This is a genomic window from Cryobacterium sp. TMT2-15-1 (assembly GCF_004402345.1).
Classification (GTDB): Bacteria; Actinomycetota; Actinomycetes; order Actinomycetales; family Microbacteriaceae; genus Cryobacterium; species Cryobacterium sandaracinum.
Window position 1 is genome coordinate 20,728 of the sequence record NZ_SOGD01000053.1, and the last position, 24,102, is coordinate 44,829.

Consider the following 24,102-nt stretch of genomic DNA (forward strand, 5'->3'; position numbering starts at 1 on the left):
GTTGACGGGTGATAAACCCCGTCATCCGCCCGCGACGGTTGCGCACCACTCCCGCGCTCCGTCGCCTGGCCAGCGAAATCCGTCTGCACCCCTCCGAATTGGTTCTTCCGATGTTCGTGCGGGAGGGCAGCGGCGACCCGATGCCGATCCAGTCGATGCCCGGGGTGGTTCAGCACACCATTGACAGCGCCCGGCGGGCGGTGACCGAGGCCGCGGAAGCGGGCATCGGCGGCGTCATGCTCTTCGGGGTGCCGACCGTGCGCGACGCCGTCGGCTCCGGGGCGACCGATCCCGACGGCATCCTCAACGCCGCCACCCGCGCGCTGGCCGACGAGGTCGGCGACGCCCTCGTCGTGCAGACCGACCTCTGCCTCGACGAGTTCACCGACCACGGCCACTGCGGATTGGTCGGCGCAGACGGCAGCGTCGACAACGATTCCACCCTCGAGCGCTACTGCGACATGGCGCTCGTGCAGGCGGCCTCCGGCTCGCAGCTGCTCGGCCTGAGCGGAATGATGGACGGCCAGGTTGCCGCCGTGCGCCAGGCGCTCGACCAGAACGGTTACGTCGATACGGCCGTGCTCGCCTACTCGGCCAAGTACGCCTCGGCCTTCTACGGTCCCTTCCGCGACGCGGTGGAGTCAACCCTCGACGGTGACCGGCGCAGCTACCAGCTCGACCCGGCGAACCGCCGGGAGGGCGTGCGTGAGGCCCGGCTCGACATCCAGGAGGGCGCCGACATCGTGATGGTGAAGCCCGCCGGCAGCTATCTCGACGTGCTCGCCGAGGTCGCCGCCGTCAGTGACGTTCCGGTCTGGGCCTACCAGGTGTCCGGTGAATACGCGATGATTGAGGCCGCCGCCGCCCACGGCTGGATCGACCGCCGCCGGGCCGTCGAGGAGTCCGTGCTCAGCATCCGTCGCGCCGGAGCGGACGCCGTGCTCACCTACTGGGCGGTCGAACTGGCCACCTGGTTCAACGAAAGACAGGCCCGATGATGTCCCGCAACGACGATCTCTTCGCCCGCGCGCAGCGCGCCATCCCCGGCGGAGTGAACTCACCCGTTCGGGCCTTCCGGTCGGTCGGGGGTACCCCGCTGTTCCTGGTGAAAGCGAAGGGCGCCTACGTCACCGACTCGGACGGGCGCGAATACGTCGACCTGGTCAGCTCCTGGGGCCCGGCCATCCTCGGCCATGCCCACCCGGAGGTCGTGCAGGCCGTGCAGGATGCCGCCGCGCTCGGCCTGTCCTTCGGTGCCTCCACGCCCGGCGAGACCATCCTGGCCGAACTGATCGAGGAACGCGTCGGCGCGGTCGAGAAGCTGCGCCTGGTCTCGACCGGCACCGAGGCCACCATGACGGCCATCCGTCTGGCTCGCGGTTTCACCGGTCGTGACCTGCTGATCAAGTTCGCCGGGCACTACCACGGTCACTCGGACGGACTGCTGGCTCAGGCAGGGTCCGGCCTGGCCACGCTGGCCCTGCCCGGCTCGGCCGGGGTCACGGCGGCGACGGCCGCGCAGACCCTCGTGCTGCCGTACAACGACCTGGATGCCGTACGAGTCGCCTTCGAGGCGCACCCGGGCCGGATCGCCGCCGTGATCACCGAGGCGGCGGCGGCGAACATGGGTGTCGTGGCTCCCGACGCCGGCTTCAACGCCGCGCTCACCGCCCTCGCGCACGAGCATGGCGCGCTCCTGATCATCGACGAGGTCCTCACCGGCTTCCGCGTGCATCCGGCCGGCTACTGGGGACTGGACACCATGGGCCAGGGGCAGGCGGACTACACGCCGGACCTGTTCACCTACGGCAAGGTCATCGGCGGAGGCCTGCCGGTGGCGGCCCTCGGCGGTCGCGCCGACGTGATGGACTTCCTGGCTCCGAACGGCCCGGTCTACCAGGCCGGCACGCTCTCCGGGAACCCGGTGGCGGTCGCCGCCGGCATCGCCACCCTGCGGGCCCTGGACGAGAGCGTCTACGAGCGCATCGACGCGACCGCGCTGCTGCTCTCCGAGGCCGTCTCCGCCGCCTTCTCGGCCGAGAGCGTCGCGCACAGCGTGCAGCGGGCCGGTAACCTGTTCAGCTTCGTATTCGGTGCGGAAGCAGCGGCCAGCGCGCCTCGGGATTACGCGCAGGTGCAGCGCCAGGAGACGTTCCGCTACGGTCCGTTCTTCCACTCCATGCTGGATCAGGGAGTTTCGCTGCCGCCGTCCGTGTTCGAGGCCTGGTTCGTCTCCAACGCCCACGACGAGAGCGCGGTCGGCTGGATCCTCGATGCCCTCCCTGCCGCAGCGAAGGCCGCGGCCGCCGCGACCCCGCAGGTGTGACCCGTAGGTGTGACCCGTACACCCGGGAGTTATTCCTTTGTGAGGTTCCGACAGGTGGATTTTGCCTCGGAACAGGCAGACTAGACGCATGGCTTCCCTCCGCGTTCACTCTGACCGGCTTGAGATCCACCTCACGAAAGCGGAGAAGACCCTCGCCCTGCGGCGCGAGGACATCGTCGTACCGCGCGGGAACATCCGTTCGGTGACGATCACGGATGACCCGTGGATCTGGATCCGCGGGATCCGTTCTCCCGGGGTGGGCCTGCCGCAGGTGGTCGCGGTGGGCACCTGGAAGTTCCGCGGCGGCAAGGACTTCCTGGCGATCAAGCGCAAGCGCCAGGCGGTCGTGATCGACCTCATCGACGATGAGTTCTCCCGGGTGATCCTGACCACCAACCACGCCCCGGACCTGATCGCGTCGCTCAAGCTCAGCGGTTGACCGTCCCGCTGGTCGAGCATGTCCGCTGTCGAACCGAAGCGCGCTAGCGGCGCACGTCGACGACGGTGCGACCGTGCATGGTGCCCGCCAGGATGCCCGCGGCGGCAGTGAAGCTCGCCTCCAGCGGGATCACCTGGGTGAGCTGGTCGAGCAGGCCCAGGTCGAGGTCCGTGGCGAGGCGCTGCCAGGCCTCCTCGCGCTGGGCGAGCGGGGCCTCGACCGAATTGATCCCGATCAGGCTGACGGCGCGCAGGATGAAGGGCATGACCGTGGCCGGAAGGTCGGCTCCCTGGGCCAGGCCGCAGGAGGTGACCACTCCGCCGTAGTTCGTCTGGGCGAGGACGTTGGCGAGGGTGGCGCTGCCGACCGAGTCGACGGCCCCGGCCCAGCGCTGGCCCTGCAGCGGTTTGCCGGCCTCGCTGAGGGTGCCGCGATCGACGAGCTCGACGGCGCCGAGCCCGCGCAGGTAGTCCCCGAGCTCGTCGATGCGGCCGGTTGACGCGTGCACCTGGAAGCCGCGGGCGGCGAGCAGTGCCACGGCAATGCTGCCGACCCCGCCGGCCGCGCCGGTCACCAGCACGGCACCGGATTCCGGTGTGACTCCACCCCGTTCGAGGCCGAGTACGGACAGCATGGCGGTGAACCCCGCCGTGCCGATCGCAGCGGCCCGCACGGCGCTGATACCGTTCGGCAGCCGCACCAGGGAGGCCCCCGACACGCGGGCCCGTTCGGCCAACCCGCCGTGGTGCGTCTCGCTCAGACCGGCCCCGTTGAGGATGACCTGGTCTCCGGCCGACCAGCGCGGGTCGGCGCTCTGCTCGACCGTTCCGACCAGGTCGATCCCGGCGATCAGGGGCCAGGCGCGCACGACCCCGGGGCGGCCCATCAGGGCGAGCCCGTCCTTGTAGTTGATGCTTGAGTACTCGACAGCGATGGTGACGTCGCCGGCCATCAGGAAGCCGTCGTCGACCACGCGGAGGGCCGCGCTCTGCGTCTTCCGGCCCTCGGCATCTACGGTGCGGTCGACGACGATGGCCCGGAACTCAGTCTCAATACCCATGCGTCGAGACTACGCGGGCGTTCGAGTCAGGTGGTCAGGTGACGTCGCGCTTCCAGCTGACCGCATAGCCGATCACGGTCGCGGCGAGCATGTAGGCCAGGAGGACGAGCCCGCCCTGCCACCACTCGAGCAGCGCCGCCGGGGTGCCTCCCGGCGCGGCGAGGGTGAAAAAGCTCGCGCCGACCAGGGCATCGGAGGCGGCCCCCGGCAGATAGTTGCCGATTCCTCGCGTCACGTCGGTGAACAGGGACGCGAAGCGCAACAGCGGTTCGACGAACTGGGTGAAGGCGAGCACGATGACGATCGACGCCACCTGGCTGGGCACGAGCACGCCGAGGCCCACACCGATGGTCGACCAGATGGCCATGGCGAGCACCGTGCGGCCGATCAGTGCCCAGGTGGCGCTATCGGCCAGCAGCGGGTCGACGTCGAACGCGCTGATGACGAGCGCGCCGACGCCCACGGATGCGAGCAGCGCGACGACCCCGAAGACCGCGCCGACCACGAAGAGAGTGATCGTCTTGGCCCCGAGCACCTGGGCCCGCCGGGGATTGGCGAGGAATGTGGGGGTGAGGGTCTGGTGCCGGAATTCGCCCGTGGTGGCGAGGGCCCCGAGCAGAACCGGGAAGACATAGCCGACGGATGACGCGAAGCTGTAGATCAGGGGTGGGAGGCTGCCGAACCCGGCGAGTCCCTGGGATCCGGCACCGGCGGCATCCGGGCTGATCGCGCCGCTCTCGATCCCCGCGAACAGCGCCGAGAGGCCGCCGGCGAGCAGGGCGATATAACCGAACATGACCGCGGCGAGGACCCACCACAGGCGCGTTGTGCCGAGCTTGGCGAACTCGGCGCCGAGGGCGCGGATGAAGGACGTCATCGCGACTCGCCTCCGTTTCCGTTTGCGTTGCCGTTCACGAGGGCGAGGAAGGCATCCTCGAGCCCCTTCCTCTCCCGGTGCAAAGCGCTGAGTTCCACGCCGGCCGAGAACGCGATGTGGCCGATCAGGGCCGGGTCGGGTGCAGCGGCGAACAACCCGGTGCGCCCGGTGGAAAACTCGATGCCGGCTTGGCTGAGGGCGGCCTCGAGAGCCGTGCGGTCGGGGGAGTCGACCAGGATGCGCGGCGCCGCCTCGGTCTCGAGGCTCGACAGGGTGCCTCGGTGCACGAGGGCTCCGTCGGCGATGATGATCACGTCGTCGACGCTCTGCTGCACCTCGGAGAGCAGGTGGGAGCTGACCAGAACCGTGCGCCCCTCGTCGGCCATGGTGCGGAGGAAGCCGCGGATCCATTTGATCCCCTCCGGGTCGAGCCCGTTGATCGGCTCGTCCAACACGAGCACGCCGGGGTCGCCGAGCAGGGTGAAGGCCAGACCGAGCCGCTGCCGCATGCCCAGCGAGAAGCCGCCGACACGCTGGGCGCCGTGTGCGCCGAGGCCGACCGTGTGCAGCACCGCGTCGATGCGGGCGGAGGGCAGCCCCGCCGCGATGGCGTAGACCGCCAGGTGGTTCCGGGCACTGCGGCCGGGATGGAAGCTGGCTGCCTCCAGGGCGGCCCCGACGGTCTGCAGCGGGCGGGGCAGGTCACGGTAGCGGATGCCGTCGATGGTGGCCGTGCCGGACGTGGGCGCGACCAGCCCGAGCAGCATGCGCAGCGTGGTGGTCTTTCCGGCGCCGTTGGGGCCGAGAAAGCCGGTGACCCGGCCGGGCTCCACGGTGAACGACAGGTTGTCCACCGCGGTGACGCTGCCGAACGTCTTGGTGATGTTGCTGAACTCGATGACCGCGCCGACCGGCATCCGTTCCCCCTTCGTTGCTGGTAGTCCCGCGCTGGTAGTCGTTCGCTGGGATCTGGTTCCAGCCTAGGGGCGGAGACGGCCGGGTCAGGTAATGCGGAGGAAGACGCGCAGCGCGGCGAGCAGCCGGCCCACCTCGTCGACGGTGTTGTACGGGGCCAGGCCGATCCGCAGGCCGCCACGGTCGCCGAGTCCGAGGTGCCGGGAGGCTTCGAGGGCGTAGAACGAGCCGGCGGGGGCGAGGATACCCTGCTTGCACAGGTGGCGGGACGCATCCGCGGTGTCGTGGCCGGCGAACGTGACCAGCACGGTGGGTGTGCGCACGGCAGCCCTCGAGTGCAGTCGTGCCCCCGGCAGCTCCGCCAGGCCGGCCTCCAGTTCGCTGCGCAGGGTCTCCTCGTGGTGTTCGAGAGCCTGGGACGAGCGGATCAGGCGCTCCCGCCGAGAGGCCCCGGCCGGCGCGGCGCCGCCGAGGCCGGCGAGGAATTCGACGGCGGCCGTGACCCCCGCCATCGTCTCATAGGGGAGCGTGCCCAACTCGAAACGCTCGGGCACCTGGTCGCTCGAGGGCACCAGCTTGTCGGGATGGATCGATTCGAGCAGCGCGGGCGCGGCAGCGAGAATCCCGCAGTGCGGACCGAAGAACTTGTAGGCCGAGCAGACGAAGAAGTCCGCTCCCAGCGCCGCGACGTCCACCGACGCGTGCGGCGTGTAGTGCACTCCGTCGACGTACAGGAGCGCGCCGACGGAATGTGCGAGCCGGGCGATCGCCGCCACCGGAGGGCGGGTGCCGATCAGGTTGGAGGCGGCGGTCACGGCTACCAGCCGGGTGCGCTCGCTGAGGACCGCGGCGATGTCCGGGACGCTCAGCTCACCGGTGGCCGGGTCGAAGTCCGCCCAACGCACCGTGGCGCCGGCCCGGTCGGCGGCCTGCATCCATGGGCGGATGTTCGCGTCGTGGTCGAGCCGGGTGACCACGACCTCGTCGCCCGGGCCCCATCCGGATGACAGGGCGTTCGCCAGGTCGTAGGTCAGCTGCGTGGCGCTGCGCCCGTAGACGATTCCGCGTTCTTCGGCGCCGAGCAGATCCGCCATGGCGCTCCGGAATCCGGTGACGGCGTCCTCCGCGTTCTGCTGGGAAGCGCTGCCCGTTCCCCGGATCGAGAGCGGCCCGGTCAGGGTCGACGCGATCGCGGAACCGACCGCCAACGGGGTCTGGGTGCCGCCCGGGCCATCGAAGAAGGCCGTGCCGGTGGAGAGGGCGGGAAAGCTGGGTCGGATCGTCTGCGCATCAAAGGTCACAGTGCATCCAATCACGGCCTCCAATCACGGCCCCGTCTCCTGCCTCGGGCAAGGAGCAGGTCGGCATCGGCGAGAGGGCGCACCGCGACCGGTCAGGCCCCGGCGTGCGCGTCAGCGTGGGCGGTGGCGTGGGCCCCGCACGCCGGGGCCTTGGCGGCGACGCAGCCCAGGCAGACGACGAGCTGTTCCCGGCAGGAGGCATCCCGGCAGTTGAGCAGATTCTTCGTCGGTTCGCCGCACACCGAGCAGCGCCCGATCACGGCGGTGTGGTCGCTGAAGTTCAGCGACATCCGCTGGTCGAAGACGTAGAGCGAACCGTTCCAGAGGCCGTCGTCGCCGAAGGCCTCGCCGTAGCGCACGACGCCGCCGTCAAGCTGGTAGACCTCGCCGAAGCCGCGCTCCTTCATCAGAGAACTGAGCACCTCGCAGCGGATGCCGCCGGTGCAGTAGGTGACGACGGGCTGGTCCTTGAGGTGGTCGTACGTGCCGCTCTCCAGCAGAGCCACGAACTCGCGGGTGTTGGCGACATCCGGCACGATCGCGTTCTGGAAGCGGCCGATCTCGGCCTCGAACGCGTTGCGGCCGTCAAAGAGAACGACCTCGTCGCCGCGCTCACCGACGAGGGCGTGCAGCTCAGCCGGGGAGAGCTTGGCGCCGCCGCCGACCACGCCGCCGGCGTCGACGCGCAACTCGCCGGGTGCGCCGAAGCTCACGATCTCATCCCGCACCTTCACGACCAGCCGGGGGAAGTCGAGGCTCAAGCCCTGCTCATCGAGCCCGGTGCCCTCGCTCCACTTGACGTCAAGATTCTTGAACGGGGCGTAGTCCCGAGTCTTGCGCAGATAGCGCTTGATCGCGGGAAGGTCGCCGCCGACGGTGCCGTTGAGGCCGTCGGTGGAGATCAGGATTCGCCCGCGCAGGCCCAGCGATTCGCACAGGTCTCGCTGCCAGAGGCGCACGGCCTCGGGGTCGGCCAGCGGGGTGAAGACGTAGTAGAGCAGGATCTTCGGAATGGCCACCACGCCATTTTACCGAGCTTGACGCGTGGTTCACGCCGGGTCCGCTCCGTGCACGCCGGTTCGCTCCAGCAGGGCGCCGTGCGGGACGGTCGTCTAAACTGTTGGCAACCATTGGAGGCAACGTGGCCCGGAATGACCCCCTCGCCCGCTTCTGCGAGGTCCCGCTCTTCACCCTGACCAGCACCGACATGACCGACGGGGCCCCGCTCGCCGCGGCGCAGTTCGGCCTGGGGTCCGGTGGCCGGAACATGTCGCCGCAGCTGTCCTGGTCGGGGTTCCCGGCCGGGACGAAGAGTTTCGCCGTGACCGTGTACGACCCCGACGCGCCGACCGGTTCCGGGTACTGGCACTGGGCGGTCTTCAACCTGCCGGCGACCTGCACCTCCCTGCCGGCCGGGGCCGGAGCGTCGGGCGGGCGCCTGCTGCCCCCTGGCGCGGTCACCCTGCCCAATGAGGCCCGGCGGCCGGCCTTCGTCGGCGCGGGACCGCCGGCCGGCACCGGCACGCACCGGTACCAGTTCATCGTGTACGCGGTCGACGTGGCCAGACTCGACGTCGACCCGGACTCGACCCCGGCCGTACTCGGGTTCACCCTGCACTCCCACACGCTGGGCCGCGCCGTGCTGGAGGCCACGGGCGTGTTCGGCGGAGCCCCCGCCGACCTGAAACACCACTAGGCACCCCCGGAACGCGGTGCCGGCCGTGCGCGCTCAGGCGGCGTCGAGCGTCGCCGACTCCTCCGCCGTGAGCGTGAACTCGGTCGCCTGAACCGAATCGCGGATACTCTCCGGGCGGGAGGCTCCCGGGATCGGGATCACGTGAGGCGACTTCGACAGGTGCCAGGCGAGGCAGACCACCTGCGGACTCACTCCGCGTTCGGCGGCGACGGACGCGAACGCGGGGAACCGAGCCCCGAGTGACTCGGCGGATCGGATGCCGCCGAGCGGACTCCAGGGGATGAACGCGATCCCGAGCTCGTCGCAGAGCCTCAGCTCGGGCTCGCTGCTGCGGAACGCCGGGGAGAACTGGTTCTGCACGGACGTCAGGCGGCCGCCCAGGATCTCGCTGGCCATCAGGATCTGCTCCGGGTTCACGTTGGAGATGCCAGCCAGTTCGATCGTGCCGGCATCGAGCAGCTCGCTCAGGGCCCCGATCGAGTCGGCGTAGGGCACGGCCGGGTCGGGTCTGTGGAACTGGTAGAGCCCGATGGCGTCGCCGCCGAGGCGCTTCAGCGACGCTTCGGCGGCCCGCTTCAGGTGGTCGGGACGGCCGTCCACGGCCCAGGTGCCGTCCCCCGGCCGGAGGTGCCCGCCCTTCGTCGCCACGAGCACGTTCGACGTGTCGCCGCCCCACGACGCGATCGCGCCGGCAATGAGGGTTTCGTTGTGGCCGACCTCGTCGCTGTGCACGTGGTACGAATCCGCCGTATCGAAGAGCGTGACGCCCGCCTCGAGGGCGGCGTGAATCGTGGCCACGGAGCGTGCGGCATCCGGTCGCCCCTCTATCGACATCGGCATGCCGCCGAGCCCGATGGCGCTGACTTCGTGTTGGGCGATGAGTCTGGTCTTCATGAGTCCTTCGATCCCCGGGCGAGGCCGGTGTCCGGCCTTGCGGCCACGGTGAGGGTGAGGGTGAGGGGCGGAGCGTCGCCCGGCCCCGGTTGAGGGCGGTCGGCTGGTGGCATCACCAGGCGTAGTGCTCCGGCGCCGGCCGTCGGCCGGGGAAGATCTCGTCCAGCCGGGTAAGGGAGGCGGAATCGAGGCTCACCGTGAGTGCGCGCACCGCGGCATCCAACTGGCCCAGGGTGCGCGGGCCCACGATCGGGGCGGTTACCGCCGGCTGGTGCAGCAACCAGGCCAGTCCGACGTCTCCCGGCTCATGGCCGAGCTCCGCGCAGAAGTCCTCGTACTGCCCGATCGCGGCGCGGTTCTTCTCGAGCAGCTCGCTGACCTTGCCCTCCAGGCGGCGCTTGCCCTCCTGCTCCTTGCGAAGCACCCCGGCCAGCAGCCCGCCCTGCAGCGGCGACCAGGGGATGATGCCCAGGCCGTTGCTGACGGCGGAGGGAATGACCTCGAGCTCGATGTCACGGGTCAGCAGGTTGTAGATCGACTGCTCGCTGACCAGCCCGGTGAAGTTGCGCCGCTTCGCCTCGGCCTGGGCGGTGGCGATGTGCCAGCCGGCGAAGTTGCTGCTGCCGGCGTAGAGGATCTTGCCCTGCGCGACGGCCGTCTCCATCGCCTGCCAGATCTCGTCCCACGGAGTGTTCCGGTCAATGTGGTGGAACTGGTAGACGTCGATGTAGTCCGTCTGCAACCGGGTGAGGCTGGCGTCGAGCGCGCGCCTGATGTTGAGTGCGGAAAGCTTGCCTTCGTTGGGCAACCCGCTCATGTCGCCGTAGAGCTTGGTCGCGAGCACGGTTCCCTCACGGCGCGCACCGCCCTGGGCGAACCAGTTGCCGATGATCTTCTCGGTGCCGCCCTTGCCGGCGCTGTCGCCGTAGACGTTCGCAGTGTCGAGGTAGTTGATTCCGTGGCCGCGGGCCGAGTCCATGATCGCGTGGGCCTCGTCTTCCGGGGTCCACTGGCCGAAGTTCATGGTACCGAGGCAGAGGCGTGATACCTCGAGGCCGGAGCGGCCGAGCTGTGTGTATTCCATGGTACCCAGCATCCTCCCGCGACGAGCGGCCTGTCCAACCGAGGGTTGGGTGCGGCCGCCGGCGCGCGATCTCGCAATCGCGGGAGGGGCAGCGGCAGCTGAGGCTTTCTCAGCTTGCTCGCGGAACGACCACTTACAGTTCAGGGGTGAACCAGATCCGCAGCTCCGCCAGATGAGCCACCAGACCCGCCCCGAACCGCACCGCCCCAAGAAGCACCGCGAAACCAGCCTGTCTCGCGTCCCGGTGTGGGCCTGGCGGGCGCTGATGCACCGCATCTCGCCCGGCGAGCTGCATCGCTTCAACGCGGAACCCCTCGACGCCGTCGACTACCATTTCGATCTCGACTACGTGGGTGACGGCATCCGTGACCATCGTCTCGACGTGCTGGTGCCGCATGAGGCGCCGGGGCCGCTGCCGGTCTACGTCTACTTCCACGGCGGCGGCTGGACCTCGGGCGACAAGGCGCCGCTGACGAAGTACGCGGCCAGCCAGGCGGTCGACGGCATGATCGTCGTCAACGCGAACTACCGGATGGCGACGCGCTTCCAGCTGAAGCACATGTTGGACGACGGCAACGAGGTGTTGCGTTGGGTGGCCCGCAACATCGAGGAGTTCGGCGGGGATCCCCACCGGATCGTGCTCGGCGGGGATTCCGCCGGCGGCCACATCGCGGTCGACACGCTGATCTACGACCGGAAGCAGACCAACACGCGCCACACCTGGCAGCAGGACGGCGCACATCCGGAATCGCAAGAGGTCTACCGCCGCCTGGGTGCCTTCGTGCGCCGCGTCTCCGGGTGCCGCTCGCGGCCGTCGCAACCGTCGCCTAGATGGGGCCGCAGGGAAACCTTCGGACATCGGACATCGGCTCACCGGGTCTGACAGGCCCGACCATCGGGGCCGATACCGGAACCGGGGTCGACCACCGGGGGGCAAGGTCAGGCTTGGGCGCCCGTCGCGGCGAGCACGCCGCCGAGGCCGATCATCATGACGCCGCCGCCCGCGGCGAGGTGCTCCATGCGGCGGGGGGACGAGGCGAACCAGTCGCGGGCCGAGCCTGCCGCGAGGGCCCACACGCTGTCGCCGAGCAGGGCCAGGAGCACGAACACGAGGCCCAGGGTCAGCAGCTGCAGCGGGACGGCCCCGGCCGAGTAGTCCACGAACTGGGGCAGCACGGCCACGAAGAACACGATCGACTTGGGGTTGCTGATCCCCACGACCGATCCCTCGGCCAGCAGGCGCCACTTCGTCTTCGGCACACTGCTCAGTCCGAGGCTCCGGGCGGCCGCGTGCCGGTGTCGGATGGCCTGCACGCCGAGGTAGACGATGTACGCGGCGCCGGCGAACTTGATCGTCGTGAACACCACGATGGACCCGGTCACGATTGCGCCGAGGCCCAGCGCGACGGCCGCGACCACCGGGATCAGTCCGAGGGCGTTGCCGAGCACGCTCAGCAGACCGCCGAGGCGTCCGAGCGCCAGGGAACGCCCGATCACGAACAGCACGGTGGGTCCGGGCAGCACGATCAGGGCGACGGATGCCAGCGCGAACGTCAGCAGGTTGGGCAACGGGACCATATACGAAAGGTTAGACCCGGCCGGGCGTCCGGGGCATCCGCTGTCGCGAGTGCGCCGAGTCCGGTCGAGAGTGACCCGCGGAACGGGCACGCTCAACCGGAGGCACTGTGGTAATCGTGCAGGTTCCGGTCGTGCGGGCCCGGATGCTTGTGGCTCGCGGCAGCAGAATGCGCCCCGGCACCGCCGGTGGCTAGCCTCTCAAGATGCACATGCTCTGGCGCACCCTCCTGCACTCCGTCCTCTCCCGCTTCGGCCCGCGCCTGGGCCACTACGACGTGGCCAGCACCCGGTTCATCACTGTGCCGACCGACCAAGACATCCTTCGGCACATGAACAACGGCGTCTACCTGTCGATCATGGACATCGCCCGCTTCGACATGCTGCACCGTACCGGCATCTGGGCGATCTTCCTGAAGCGCGGCTGGTACCCGGTGGTGGTGTCGGAGACGATCAGTTTCCGCAAGTCGCTGACCCTCGGCCAGAAGTTCACGGTGGAGTCGCGCATCCTGGGCTTCGACGAGAAGGCCGTCTACGTGGAGCAACGGTTCGTGCGGCCCGACGCCGACGGCACCCCGGAGGTCTACGCGCAGGGCTTCATCCGCGGACGGTTCCTGAAGCGCAGCGGAGGGGTCGTGGGCATCGACGAGCTCGTCGACGCCGTGGGCGCGGTGCCCGAGGACGTGACGGTGCCGGCCTGGCTGCTCGAGTGGAGCGCGGATGTCGCGATGCCCGCCACCCGCGCCGCCGCCCCCAGCCACTGGACCTGAGTGGGAGCGCGGTCCACGCGCCGTGCCTGCCGTGTCAGCGTCCACGCGGGGGATCAGCTTTGAACCTCCGCGAGCGACACAACCAATTGATCAGGACTAGACGGTGGGTTCGGTGGCCTTCTTGGGCGGGATGAGCTCACTGTAGTACTCGACGTGGGGCTTGTAGTGGGTCCGGGCGGGTATCGGCTGGCCGGTGCGCGCCGCCACGAGGCGGTCGAAGTAGTAGTCCCAGAACGGGCCGACGGTGGCGGCCTCGGCGGCGGAGTGCAGGCGCTGGCCGAAGGTGAGGGTGGTCATCCCCGCCCCCTCGACGAGGTGCAGGATCACGTGCCGGGCGGCGGCACCCTCGCCGATGTCGGCGGTGAACCGCTTCGGCGGGATGCACTTGATGATGCTCACGTATTCCCACTCGGCATCCGCTTCGTCCAACTTGAAGCGCACGGCGCCGGTCTCGGGAGCACCCGTGTAGGTTCCGATCCAGCCGTGGAGGCCGGCGGACCGGCTCACGCTCGCCCACACGTCTTCCTTCGACGCGCTGAAGAGCCGGTCGAGCATGAGGTACAGACCGTCTTCGCGATAGGCAAGGCGTCCGGTTGGCTTGAATGACATGCGAACCTCCACGGTGAGTGAGGCACGGGCCTCAGTCCAAAACTATGCCCTTCTCCGGGCGGGGACCAACAGCCACGCCCTCGGGCCGGGACCCGGCGCCTACCCCTCGAGCACCGCCATCGCCGCATTGTGACCACCGATGCCGCTGACGCCGCCGCCGCGTCTGGCACCCGCCCCACAGATCAGAATCCGCGGATGCTCCGTCGCCACCCCCCACCGCTCGGCCGCGGTGGATCGCGGCGCGTCATCCTCGAGGAACGGCCATTCCAGAGGACCGTGGAAGATGTTGCCGCCGGGGAGGTTGAGGGCGTGCTCCAGGTCGAGCGTGGTCTTCGTCTCGATGCAGGGCCGGCCGTCGGCATCGGTCAGCAAGAGGTCCTCGATGGGTTCGGCCAGAACGGAATTCAGCGACGCCAGAACGGCGGCTTGCAGCCGGTCGCGGCTGACGTCGTTGTTCTCCTCGGTGAGCCAGCGGTGCGGGGCGTGCAGCGCGAACACCGTGAGGGTCTGCGCGCCGGCGGCGACGAGCTCGGGGGAGAGGATGCTCGGGTCACTGAGCGAGTGGCAGTAGATCTCGCAGGGCAGCAACTCGGGGAAGCCGTCGTGGTCGGCCTGGTCGTAGGCGCTCTCCAGCTGGGTCAGGGTCTCATTGATGTGGAAGGTGCCGCCGAACGCGGCCTCGGGGGACACGGCTTCGTCGCGCAGCAGCGGCAGTCGGCGGAGCAGCAGGTTCACCTTGACCTGCGCGCCCTCCGGTTTGGCGTCGGGCCCCGCGCTCCAGCCGGCGCCCGGGCCGGCACCCGGCTCGACGTCGAGGCGCACGGATGCCGGCGCGGCCTCGCCGAGGAGACCCCGCAGCACCCACGGGGCCACGTTGGCCAGCACGTGCGCACCCTGAACGACCCGCAGGACGCCGCGGTGCCGGTAGCTCACCTCGCCCTCCGGCGTGACGCCGGTGACCTCGGCCTCCGTCACGATCCGGGCGCCGGCCTGCCGGGCGGCCTTCTCCAGCTCGCCGGAGACGGCGCCCATGCCGCCGACCGGCACGTCCCAGTCCCCGGTGCCGTTGCCGATGACGTGGTAGAGGAAGCAGCGGTTCGCGTTGAGCTCCGGACTTTCCAGCGACGTGAAGGTGCCGATCAGGCCGTCGGTGGCGACCACCCCGCGCACGAGGTCGTTCTGGAAGCGATCACGGAGCGCACCGCCGAGCGGCCGCTCGAAGAACTGCTCCCAGAGCCTGTCGTCTCCGAGCAGGGTCCTGGCCTCCGAGCGGGTGGGCAGCGGCTCGCAGACGGTGGGGAAGATCGCCCGGGCAACGCTCTCCGTGTCACGGTAGAAGGCATTCCAGGCGGAAAAATCCGCGGCCGCGCCGACCCGGTCGAAGCTGGCGCGGGTGGCCGGCTCGTCGCCGCGGTCGACCAGGAGTCCGGTTCGGGTGTCGGCCGGATCGGGGGTGTATGAGGAGTACCGGCGCCGGGCCAGCCCGATCTCGAGACCGAGCTCGTCGATGATCCGCTGCGGCAGCAGGCTGACCAGGTAGGAGTAGCGCGAGAGCCGCGCGTCGACGCCGGGGAAGGCCTGGGCTGAGATGGCCGCGCCTCCGACGTGTTCGCCCTGCTCGAGTAGGAGAACGCTCTTACCGGCCAGGGCCAGATAGGCGGCGGCGGTCAGGCCGTTGTGGCCGCCGCCGATGATCACGACATCGTGTGTGGGTTCGCTCATGCACCGAGACTACTCAGGAACCGAGACCAGCCCGGGGCGTCGGGCGCGCGCAGCCTGCCGGCGCGGCCGGGTCAGTCGGCACGTTCGAGCGTGCCGAACTCGACGGTGTCGCCGCTCATCGACCAGGTGCCGACGAGCCGGTTGCAGCCGTCGGTGCCGGTCACGGACGAGTCGGGGGGGCGGCGACCAGTTCCACGGCGCGGGCCAGGGCGTCGCGCACGGCGAGCACGCCCGGTCGGCTGGCACTCGAGCGCCGGGCCGAGGAGAAGACGGTGCGGAGCGGCCCGCCGGGAAGCTCGACACCGCGGACGGTCGGCGTCTCCCCGGCCCAGATCAGGTCCGGCAGGATGCCGACGGCATTGCCGGATTCGATCAGGCGGATGTGTGCGATCAGGTCGGCCGTCTCGAACCTCACGTCGGGCTCGAATCCCGCCGACCGGCAGAGCTGGGTTGCCCAGTGCCGCGAGGCGGTTCCCTCCGGCTCCATCACCCAGGGCAGATCGGCGGCGTCGGCAAGCGACGCTGCCGCCGCGCGGCCGCCGCGCGAGGGCGGAACGGCCAGCCGGAGCGCATCCGTCGCCAGGTTCACGCGGTCCAGGTCAGGCCAGTGCACCCGGGTGTGCCCGGGATACTGTTCGGCGAGCACGAGGTCGAAATCGCGCGCAGACACCTCGAACAGGCCGCGCTCCGGCTCGCGCTCGGTGACTTCGACCCGCAGCTCGGGGAACTCCTCGGCGAGCAACGTGAGGGCCTGAGGGATGAGGGCGTGCGCCGCGGACTGGAACAGGGCCACGCGCACCGTGCCGGACACGGTCGTCAGCGACGCGGTCATCTCCGCCTCGGCCAGTTCCAGCCGTTCGAGCAGGTAGGTCGTGTGCAGCACCAGAACCTCGGCCTGTGGGGTGAGCCGCACCCGGCGCCCGACCTTCTGCAACAGGGGAACCCCGGCCTCTTTCTCCAGTAGCGCGAGCTGCTGCGACACGGCGGACGGGCTGTAAGCGAGGGCCTCGGCGACTCCCGCCAGGGTGCCGCGGATCTTGAGCTCGTGCAGCAGACGCAGTCGGCGCACATCCAGCATCCGTCACTCTCCTCGATCGTCTCAATACTGATCATAAATGCTAATCAATATCGATCATAAAGATTCGCTTTTGCTAAAGGAACGAAAACCTCACACTGAAATTAGCCGTCCGCCGTGAACGAAAGAACTAGCCTCGTGACCATGACCAACTCCACTCCATCCGTGCAGCACGATCTCAGCGCCGATGTGGTCGCCCTCGTGCAGAAGTGGCTCGCCGAGAGCGCCACGATCCCCGCCGACCTGTCGGCCCAGCGCCTCGCCGGTGTGCTGAAAGACCCGAACGGGCTCGACTTCACCGTGGGCTTCGTCGACGGCGTCATGCGTCCGGAAGACCTCATGGTCGCCGGCTACAACCTGCAGAAGGTTGCGAGACAGGCGCCCGGCTTCCTGCCCTCCTACCTGCGCGGGGCCATCGGCCTCGGCGGCGTGCTCGGCCCGGTGGTGCCCTGGGTGGTCATCCCCGCCGCGCGGAAGGTGCTGCGCCAGATGGTCGGGCACCTGGTCGTGGACGCCACGCCCGAGAAGCTCGGTCCGGCGATCGCCCACCTGCGCGAGTCCGGCAACCGGCTCAACATCAACCTGCTCGGCGAGGCCGTTCTCGGGGAGAAGGAGGCGCTGCGCCGACTCGAGGGAACCCGTGCCCTGCTGGCCCGCGACGACGTGGACTACGTCTCGATCAAGGTCTCCTCCATCGCCAGCCAGCTGTCGATGTGGTCCTTCGACGAGGCCGTCGACCGCGTCGTCGAACGCCTGACCCCGCTCTACGAGCTGGCGGCGGGGGGCGGTTCGACCACCGGGGGCGGCTCCACCACCGGGGCCAAGTTCATCAATCTCGACATGGAGGAGTACCGCGACCTCGATCTCACCATCGCGGTGTTCGAGCGCATCCTCGACCAACCCCAGCTGCGCCACCTGGAGGCCGGCATCGTGCTGCAGGCCTACCTGCCCGACGCCCTCGGGGCCCTGCAGGGACTCACCCACTGGGCACAGGGCCGCCGGGCCGCGGGCGGAGCCCCGATCAAGGTGCGCGTCGTCAAGGGCGCCAACCTGGCCATGGAACACGTCGACTCCGCCGTGCACGACTGGCCGCTGGCGACCTACTCCACCAAACAGGACAGCGACACGAACTACAAGCGCGTGCTCGACTGGGCCTTCACCCCGCAGAACACGGATGCCGTCAAGATCGGCGTCGCCGGCCACAACCTCTTCGACGTGGCCTGGGCTCACCTCCTGGCCACGAAGCGCGGCGTGGACGACCGGGTCGAGTTCGAGATGCTGCTGGGCATGGCCACCAGCCAGGCCGAGGCCGTGAGCCGCGACGTCGGCCGCCTCCTGCTCTACACGCCCGTCGTGAACCCGGCCGAATTCGACGTGGCCATCAGCTACCTGATCCGCCGCCTCGAGGAGAACGCCAGCCAGGACAACTTCATGTCGGCGGTGTTCGAGCTGACGAGTTCCCCGCAGCTCTTCGACCGCGAGAAGGAGCGGTTCCTGGCCTCTCTCGCGGGCCTCGACGCGGTCGTCCCGCAGCCGAACCGCCGCCAGGACCGCACCCAGGTCACCCAGCTCGATGCGGCCGGCCGCGGCGAGGTCCCCGCAAGCGAATCCGGCGATGACGAGGATGAATTCGGAGACGAGTCCGACATCGGGCTCACCGCAGCCGTGCTCGGGCTCACCCGCGGCTCGATCGAGAGCCTGCCGCACGCCGGTTTCCACAACGAACCCGACACGGACCCGTCCCTGCCCGCGAACCGGGCCTGGGGTCGCCACATCCTGAGCCGGGTCGAGACATCCACGCTGGGGCTGGACGCCATCCGTGACGCCCGGGTCAGCGACCCGGCCGAGCTGGACCGCCTGATCGAGGCCGCGGCGGTCTGCGGCGCCGCCTGGGGGCAGCGCACCGGAGCGGAGCGCGCCGCAGTGCTGCACCGGGCCGGGCTCGCGCTCGCCGCGAACCGCGACCGCCTGGTCGAGGTGATGGCCGCCGAAACCGGTAAGACCATCGCCGAGGGTGACCCCGAGGTCAGCGAAGCGATCGACTTCGCCTACTACTACGCCGAACGGGCCCGCGACCTCGACGCCGTGCAGGGCGCGATCTTCGTGCCCTCGAAGCTGACCGTGGTCACCCCGCCGTGGAATTTCCCGGTAGCCATCTCCGCCGGCGGCGTGCTCGCCGCCCTCGCGGCCGGCTCCGGCGTCATCGTCAAGCCCGCCAAGCTTGCCCAGCGTTCCGGCGCGGTCATGGTCGAGGCGCTCTGGGAAGCCGGCGTGCCGCGCGACCTGCTCGTGCTCGTGGACCTCGCCGACCGGGAACTGGGTACCCGCCTGATCTCGCACCCGGCTGTCGACCGCGTCATCCTGACCGGGGGCTACGAGACCGCGCAGCTGTTCCGCAGTTTCCGCGAGGACCTGCCCCTCCTGGCCGAGACAAGCGGCAAGAACGCCATCATCGTCACTCCCTCCGCCGACCTCGACCTCGCCGCCGCCGATGTCATCAAGAGCGCCTTCGGGCACGCCGGGCAGAAGTGCTCGGCTGCGAGCCTGGTCATCCTGGTCGGATCGGTCGCCAAATCGGAGCGCTTCATCAGTCAGTTGACGGATGCCGCGACCTCCCTGCGCGTCGGCCGCCCCTCCGACCCGGTCACCCAGATGGGCCCCCTGATCGAGCCGGCCGAGGGCAAGCTGCGCCACGCCCTCACCACGCTCGGCGTCGGTGAAAAGTGGCTGGTCGAGCCCCAGCAGCTCGACGAGTCCGGCGCCCTCTGGTCGCCGGGCATCCGCACCGGGGTGCTGCCCGGCTCCTACGTGCACCTGACCGAGTTCTTCGGGCCCGTGCTCGGGGTGATGCACGCCCGCAACCTGGCGGAGGCCATCCGTTTCCAGAACGCGGTCGACTACGGCCTCACCTCGGGGCTGCACTCGCTCGACCCGGCCGAGCTGACCGAATGGCTGGACACGATCGAGGCCGGAAACCTCTACGTGAATCGCGGCATCACCGGCGCGATCGTGCAGCGCCAGCCCTTCGGCGGCTGGAAGCGCTCGGCCGTGGGCCCGGGAACCAAGGCCGGCGGACCGAACTACCTGTACGGGTTCGGCAGCTGGGTGAGCGAAGCCGGCCGCAACAGCTCGACGCTCCACCTGCGCGGCCTCGACCAGACCGTCACCGCCCTGATAGAGGCGGCGCAGACCGTGCTCGACTACGCGGACTTCGACGTGCTGCGCCGGTCGGCGCTGAGTGACGCGCTGGCCTGGCGCGACGAGTTCGGCGCGGTCAGGGACGTCTCAGACCTCGGTCTCGAACGCAACCTGTTCCGCTACCGCCCGCTGCCCGTCACCGTGCGCCTGACCGAGGACGGCACCCTCGCCGACCTGCTGCGCGTGATCATTGCCGCGACCCTGTCGACGGCGTCGTTCGAGGTCTCCAGCGCCATCCCGGTGCCGCCGATGGTGCGCAACGTGCTCGCCGAGCGCGAGATCGCGGTCGCGGTCGAGAGCGACGACGAATGGCTGGAGCGGGCCCAGGCCGGTGGCATCCGCACCAGCCGGGTGCGCCTGATCGGCGGGGACCGCCTGACAGGGGCGCAGGCGGAGGCCTCCCGCCTGGCCCACGCGCTCGGCGGCAGCCCGGACATCGCGGTGTACGCACACCCCGTCACCCAGGCCGGCCGGGTCGAGCTGCTCCCGTTCCTGCGCGAGCAGGCGATCTCGATCACGGCGCACCGCTTCGGCAACCCGAGCACGCTCTCCGAGGGGATCATCTAGGGGCCGGGCTGCGGCCCGTGCGACGACGGCCGACCACAAGGCTAAAATAGGTCTGTGATGGCCGCAGTCTGCGGTCGACTGCACCAGCAGGAGTGCGGACAACGATCAGGCTTCTGGTGCACAATGATCGAGGCGTGGCTGACCACTGCTGCAATTCGACAGGGGATCCACAGTTGGACGGTAACGCAACGACGACGCACCGCAATGTCGCCCTGCTGTCGGTGGCGACCGAGCTCGCCCCGCAGGTCACGACCTCGGTGGACATCGATCGTCGCCTGCAGCCGGCCCTCAAACGGCTGAAGCTGCCGAGCGGCCTGCTCCAGCGGGTGGCGGGCGTGCACGAGCGCCGTAACTGGGCGCCCGGCCAGGCCTTCGACGACGCGGCCGTCACGGCCGGCAAGCGCGCCCTGGCCGCCGCCGGCATCCAGCCGGGCCAGGTCGGCCTGATGATCAACACCTCGGTGACCCGCAAGCACCTCGAGCCCTCGGTCGCCGTGCGCATCCACCACGGCCTCGGCCTGCCCTCCTCGGCCACGAACTTCGACATCGCGAACGCCTGCCTCGGTTTCGTCAACGGCATGACCCTGGCCGCACAGCTGATCGACTCCGGCCAGGTGCAGTACGCCGTGATCATCGACGGGGAGGACGCCGACGAGATCCAGACCAACACGATCGAGCGCCTCGGCCGCCCGGACATCAACCGCAAGGACTTCATGAGCGAGTTCGCGAGCCTGACGCTCGGCTCCGGCGCGGCCGCGGCCGTGCTCGGTCGGGCCGACGCGCATCCGGAAGGGCACCGCATCCTCGGCGGCGTGGCCCGCGCCGCCACCGAGTTCAACGGCCTCTGCGTCGGCAGCGTCGACGGCATGTTCACCGACGCCAAGGCGCTGCTCAAGGGCGGCATGGAGCTCGTCGTTTCGGCCTGGACCGAGGCCAAACGCGACTGGAACTGGTCGGGCATGGACCGGTACATCCTGCACCAGGTCTCGGATGTGCACACCGACGCGATCGTGAAGGCGACCGGGCTGGACCGCAGCCGGGTGCCGCTCACCTACCCGCTGTACGGCAATGTGGGGCCCGCGTCGATCCCGATCACCCTGGCCGAGGAGGCCGCGCGGCTCAGGACCGGCGATCGGGTGCTGCTGATGGGCGTCGGCAGTGGCCTGAACACGGCCATGATGGAACTCGCCTGGTGAAGCGCGGCTCTGCGCCCGTGTCCTACCGTCTCCCGCGCGCCGCCGCGACGCCGGCGCCCGCGTCCCTGCCGCCGGCCGGCCTGGCGGGGCTCGATGCCGCGTTCTCGCGCCTGGTGCCGGTCGTGTCGACCGCCTCTGGGCATCCGGTCACCCGCACCTGGCACCTGCTCGACAACGCGGAGCGTCTCGCCGAGCTGGGCGTGACCCCTGTGGGCACGGTGCTCTGCGTGCACGGTAACCCCACCTGGTCCTACCTGTGGCGCGAGTTCATCACGGCGGCGACGGATGCGGCCGGGCACGGCGGCGAGGCCTGGCGCGTCATCGCCGTCGACCAGCTCGAGATGGGCTTCTCCGAGCGGAGCGGCGCGGTGCGCCCGCTCGCCGCCCGCGTGCGGGACCTGGGCGAGCTGACCGACACCCTCGGCCTGGCCGGCCCGGTGGTCACCTTCGGTCACGACTGGGGCGGGTCGATCTCGCTCGGCTGGGCCGTCGACCACCCGGACGTGCTCGCCGGGGTCATGCTGCTCAACACGGCCGTGCACCAGCCGGGCGATGCGCCGGTGCCGGCCCCGCTGCGGCTGGCCCTGCGGAGCAGCGTGCTCGGCTCCGGCACCGTGGCCACGCCGGCGTTTCTGGAGACGACCCTGGCACTGGCGCACCCGCCGCTTCCGGCCGCGGTGAAGCAGGCGTATCGCGCGCCCTACCGCGGTGCGGCCCGCCGCGGCGGGATCGGCGCGTTCGTCGCCGACATCCCGGTGCATGGCTCACACGAAAGCGCGGCCGAACTCGCCCGCATCTCCGGCGGCATCCGGGACCTGACTGTACCGGCCCTGATGCTCTGGGGCCCGACCGACCCGATCTTCAGCGATCGCTACCTCGACGACCTCGTGGACCGCCTGCCGCACGCGGACGTGCATCGCTTCGAGGGCGCCGGGCATCTCGTCATGGAAGACGTCGACTACGCCGCGGCCGCCCTGACCTGGCTCGGCGACCGTGCCGTGCCTGCCGCTGCAATCGCCTCCGCTGCCCCGCAGGTTGACGTTCCGGTCGAACCGGGTGTGGGCGGCTGGGCGGCCGGCGAGCGGCATCCGCTCTGGCACTACCTGGACGAACTGCAGAACAGCGACGAGACCGCGCTGATCGACATGGCCCCGCCCGGGGGCGGTGCACCCCGCGTCGTCAGCTGGCGACTGCTCTCCCGGCGGGTGCGGCAGCTCGCCTGCGGCCTCGACCGGATCGGCGTGCGGAAAGGCGACCGGGTTTCGCTGCTCGTCCCGCCCGGCGCCGACCTGACCGCGGTGCTCTACGCCTGCGTGCGGATCGGCGCGATCGTGGTGGTCGCGGATGCCGGCCTCGGCCTACGCGGGCTGACCCGCGCCGTGCGCGGCGCGCGCCCCGACCACGTGATCGGCGCCGCCCCCGGGCTGCTCGCCGCCCGGGCCCTCGACTGGCCCGGCCAGAAGATCTCCGTGGCGCGGTTTCCCCGCGCCGCCATGCGCGCCCTCGACATCTCCGCCACCCTCGCCGAGCTGATCGCGCTCGGCGTGGACGAGCAGCTTCCGCCGCCGCCGGAACCCGGAGACACTGCCGCCGTGCTGTTCACCTCCGGCTCGACCGGGCCGGCCAAGGGCGTCGTCTACACGCACGGCCAGCTCGCCGCGGTCAGCCACGCGCTGTTCGCGCAGTATGGCGTGGGCCGCGGTACCGGCCTGGTGGCCGGCTTCGCCCCGTTCGCGCTGCTCGGCCCGGCCCTCGGCGCCCGCTCGGTGACCCCGGACATGGACGTGACGAAGCCGAAGACCCTGACCGCCGCATCCGTCGCCGCCGCGGTCGCCGCCATCGACGCGGCCGTGGTGTTCCTGTCACCGGCCGCGCTGGCCAATGTCGTGGCCACCGCCGGCAGCCTGACCGCCGCCGACCAGGTCAGCCTCGCCGGCGTGACGAGCTTTCTCTCCGCCGGTGCCCCCGTCTCCGAGCCGCTGCTCGCGGCCGCGGCCCGGCTGATGCCGTCGGCCTCCGCACACACGCCCTACGGCATGACCGAGGGGCTGCTGATGGCCGACATCTCGCTCGACGGCATCCGCGAGGCGACGGCGATGGCCACGGCGACGGATGCCCCGGCCGGCCCCGGCGGGGTCTGCGTCGGCCGCGCGACGGCGACCACGCGCATCCGCACGAGTGCCCTCGACGCCCGGGGGCACGCCACCGGCGAGCTGTCGGAGGCCGCCGGGGTCACCGGCGAGATCGTGGTCTCCGCGCCACACGTCGAGGACCACTACGACCGCCTGTGGCTGACCGACCGGGCCGCCCGCAGCGGCGCCGTGCCCGGTGAACGCTGGCACCGCACGGGCGACGTCGGACACTTCGACGCCGCCGGACGACTCTGGGTGGAAGGGCGCCTGCCGCATGTGATCACGACGGCGACCGGCGTCGTGACCCCGGTCGGTCCCGAGCAGCGTATCGAGTCCGTCGCAGCGGTGGCCCGGGCCGCCGTCGTCGGGGTCGGGCCGGCCGGCACCCAGCAGGTGGTCGCCGTGGTCGAGATCCGCACGCCGACCCGCCGGGTCGCGCTGGCCGACCCCGGGCTGGCCGCCGCCGTTCGTGCCGTCGCGGGGCTGCCGCTGGCCGCGGTGCTGGTCGTGCCGCACCTGCCCACGGACATCCGTCACAACTCGAAGATCGACCGCACCCGGCTGGGGCGCTGGGCCGGCGGCATCCTCTCCGGCGCGCGGATGACCCGCCCGTGAGGCCACTCACGCGTCACGCGCAGGCTGCGCCGCTGCGCTGCCGGCACGCCG

At 70.5% G+C, this 24,102-nt stretch carries 21 protein-coding genes; 9 read left to right on the forward strand and 12 right to left on the reverse strand.

Going from position 1 to position 24,102, the window contains the following annotated elements; all coding sequences use genetic code 11:
- Window positions 1–11 precede the first annotated feature (11 nt).
- The 3 genes from hemB (at window position 12) to E3O62_RS14420 (ending at window position 2,765) form a co-directional block, all read left to right on the forward strand.
- Window positions 12–998: a porphobilinogen synthase gene (gene hemB, locus E3O62_RS14410; RefSeq protein ID WP_369828346.1), complete on the forward strand. Its 987-nt coding sequence runs from the start codon at window positions 12–14 to the stop codon at window positions 996–998.
- Entirely contained in the window at window positions 998–2,326 is a 1,329-nt protein-coding gene (gene hemL / locus E3O62_RS14415; RefSeq protein ID WP_134398964.1) for a glutamate-1-semialdehyde 2,1-aminomutase, read from the forward strand. Before hemB ends, hemL begins: the two co-directional genes overlap by 1 nt.
- A gap of 88 nt (window positions 2,327–2,414) precedes the next feature.
- Window positions 2,415–2,765, forward strand: a complete 351-nt coding sequence (locus E3O62_RS14420; RefSeq protein WP_134398956.1) for a hypothetical protein — start codon at window positions 2,415–2,417, stop codon at window positions 2,763–2,765.
- Window positions 2,766–2,808: 43 nt separating this feature from the next.
- Here E3O62_RS14420 and E3O62_RS14425 read toward each other — a convergent pair whose 3' ends face one another.
- The 5 genes from E3O62_RS14425 to E3O62_RS14445 all read right to left on the reverse strand — a co-directional run bounded on the left by E3O62_RS14425 (window position 2,809) and on the right by E3O62_RS14445 (window position 7,937).
- On the reverse strand, window positions 2,809–3,825 hold the full coding sequence (locus E3O62_RS14425) for an MDR family oxidoreductase (protein ID WP_134394429.1): 1,017 nt from the start codon (window positions 3,823–3,825) through the stop codon (window positions 2,809–2,811).
- Window positions 3,826–3,859: 34 nt separating this feature from the next.
- The gene (locus tag E3O62_RS14430; RefSeq protein ID WP_134398957.1) at window positions 3,860–4,702 is read right to left on the reverse strand and encodes an ABC transporter permease; all 843 of its coding nucleotides are present in this window, start codon (window positions 4,700–4,702) and stop codon (window positions 3,860–3,862) included.
- Entirely contained in the window at window positions 4,699–5,619 is a 921-nt protein-coding gene (locus E3O62_RS14435; RefSeq protein WP_134394427.1) for an ABC transporter ATP-binding protein, read from the reverse strand. Before E3O62_RS14435 ends, E3O62_RS14430 begins: the two co-directional genes overlap by 4 nt.
- 84 nt (window positions 5,620–5,703) lie before the next feature.
- On the reverse strand, window positions 5,704–6,918 hold the full coding sequence (locus E3O62_RS14440; RefSeq protein ID WP_134394426.1) for a cysteine desulfurase-like protein: 1,215 nt from the start codon (window positions 6,916–6,918) through the stop codon (window positions 5,704–5,706).
- A gap of 92 nt (window positions 6,919–7,010) precedes the next feature.
- Window positions 7,011–7,937 carry a rhodanese-related sulfurtransferase gene (locus E3O62_RS14445; RefSeq protein ID WP_134398958.1) on the reverse strand — a complete coding sequence of 309 codons (927 nt, stop codon included), beginning with the start codon at window positions 7,935–7,937 and terminating at the stop codon, window positions 7,011–7,013.
- A gap of 188 nt (window positions 7,938–8,125) precedes the next feature.
- Here E3O62_RS14445 and E3O62_RS14450 point away from each other — a divergent pair, with 188 nt between their 5' ends.
- Entirely contained in the window at window positions 8,126–8,614 is a 489-nt protein-coding gene (locus tag E3O62_RS14450; protein ID WP_134394453.1) for a YbhB/YbcL family Raf kinase inhibitor-like protein, read from the forward strand.
- Window positions 8,615–8,647: 33 nt separating this feature from the next.
- On the opposite strand, the gene E3O62_RS14455 is transcribed toward E3O62_RS14450, so the two are convergent.
- Together E3O62_RS14455 and E3O62_RS14460 are read right to left on the reverse strand one after the other, a co-directional pair.
- Window positions 8,648–9,508, reverse strand: coding sequence for an aldo/keto reductase (locus tag E3O62_RS14455; protein WP_134394424.1), 861 nt, complete (start codon window positions 9,506–9,508; stop codon window positions 8,648–8,650).
- A 112-nt stretch (window positions 9,509–9,620) separates the two neighbouring features.
- Window positions 9,621–10,592 (reverse strand): aldo/keto reductase, encoded by a 972-nt coding sequence (locus tag E3O62_RS14460; protein ID WP_134398959.1) that lies wholly within the window; start codon window positions 10,590–10,592, stop codon window positions 9,621–9,623.
- A gap of 172 nt (window positions 10,593–10,764) precedes the next feature.
- Here E3O62_RS14460 and E3O62_RS14465 point away from each other — a divergent pair, with 172 nt between their 5' ends.
- Complete coding sequence (locus tag E3O62_RS14465) at window positions 10,765–11,475, forward strand: alpha/beta hydrolase (RefSeq protein WP_241973523.1); 711 nt, start codon at window positions 10,765–10,767, stop codon at window positions 11,473–11,475.
- A 56-nt stretch (window positions 11,476–11,531) separates the two neighbouring features.
- On the opposite strand, the gene E3O62_RS14470 is transcribed toward E3O62_RS14465, so the two are convergent.
- Window positions 11,532–12,170: a LysE family translocator gene (locus E3O62_RS14470; RefSeq protein ID WP_134398960.1), complete on the reverse strand. Its 639-nt coding sequence runs from the start codon at window positions 12,168–12,170 to the stop codon at window positions 11,532–11,534.
- Window positions 12,171–12,373: 203 nt separating this feature from the next.
- Between E3O62_RS14470 and E3O62_RS14475 the strand changes: the two genes are divergently transcribed.
- Window positions 12,374–12,937 carry a thioesterase family protein gene (locus E3O62_RS14475; protein ID WP_134394420.1) on the forward strand — a complete coding sequence of 188 codons (564 nt, stop codon included), beginning with the start codon at window positions 12,374–12,376 and terminating at the stop codon, window positions 12,935–12,937.
- Between the two features lie 96 nt (window positions 12,938–13,033).
- Here the strand turns inward: E3O62_RS14475 and E3O62_RS14480 are convergent, their stop codons facing one another.
- The 4 genes from E3O62_RS14480 to E3O62_RS14490 form a co-directional block, all read right to left on the reverse strand.
- Complete coding sequence (locus tag E3O62_RS14480) at window positions 13,034–13,546, reverse strand: hypothetical protein (protein ID WP_134394419.1); 513 nt, start codon at window positions 13,544–13,546, stop codon at window positions 13,034–13,036.
- Between the two features lie 99 nt (window positions 13,547–13,645).
- Window positions 13,646–15,268: an NAD(P)/FAD-dependent oxidoreductase gene (locus E3O62_RS14485; protein WP_134398961.1), complete on the reverse strand. Its 1,623-nt coding sequence runs from the start codon at window positions 15,266–15,268 to the stop codon at window positions 13,646–13,648.
- Window positions 15,269–15,339: 71 nt separating this feature from the next.
- On the reverse strand, window positions 15,340–15,432 hold the full coding sequence (locus E3O62_RS17245; RefSeq protein ID WP_241973524.1) for an META domain-containing protein: 93 nt from the start codon (window positions 15,430–15,432) through the stop codon (window positions 15,340–15,342).
- A complete protein-coding gene (locus tag E3O62_RS14490) occupies window positions 15,429–16,346 on the reverse strand; it encodes a LysR family transcriptional regulator (RefSeq protein ID WP_134398962.1) in 918 nt (305 codons plus the stop codon). Before E3O62_RS14490 ends, E3O62_RS17245 begins: the two co-directional genes overlap by 4 nt.
- Window positions 16,347–16,487: 141 nt before the next feature.
- Here E3O62_RS14490 and E3O62_RS14495 point away from each other — a divergent pair, with 141 nt between their 5' ends.
- From E3O62_RS14495 to E3O62_RS14505, 3 genes are all read left to right on the forward strand, one after another.
- Window positions 16,488–20,108 carry a bifunctional proline dehydrogenase/L-glutamate gamma-semialdehyde dehydrogenase gene (locus E3O62_RS14495; protein ID WP_134398963.1) on the forward strand — a complete coding sequence of 1,207 codons (3,621 nt, stop codon included), beginning with the start codon at window positions 16,488–16,490 and terminating at the stop codon, window positions 20,106–20,108.
- A 173-nt stretch (window positions 20,109–20,281) separates the two neighbouring features.
- On the forward strand, window positions 20,282–21,304 hold the full coding sequence (locus E3O62_RS14500) for a 3-oxoacyl-ACP synthase III (RefSeq protein WP_134394415.1): 1,023 nt from the start codon (window positions 20,282–20,284) through the stop codon (window positions 21,302–21,304).
- Entirely contained in the window at window positions 21,301–24,051 is a 2,751-nt protein-coding gene (locus E3O62_RS14505; RefSeq protein WP_241973525.1) for an alpha/beta fold hydrolase, read from the forward strand. Before E3O62_RS14500 ends, E3O62_RS14505 begins: the two co-directional genes overlap by 4 nt.
- Window positions 24,052–24,102 lie beyond the last annotated feature (51 nt).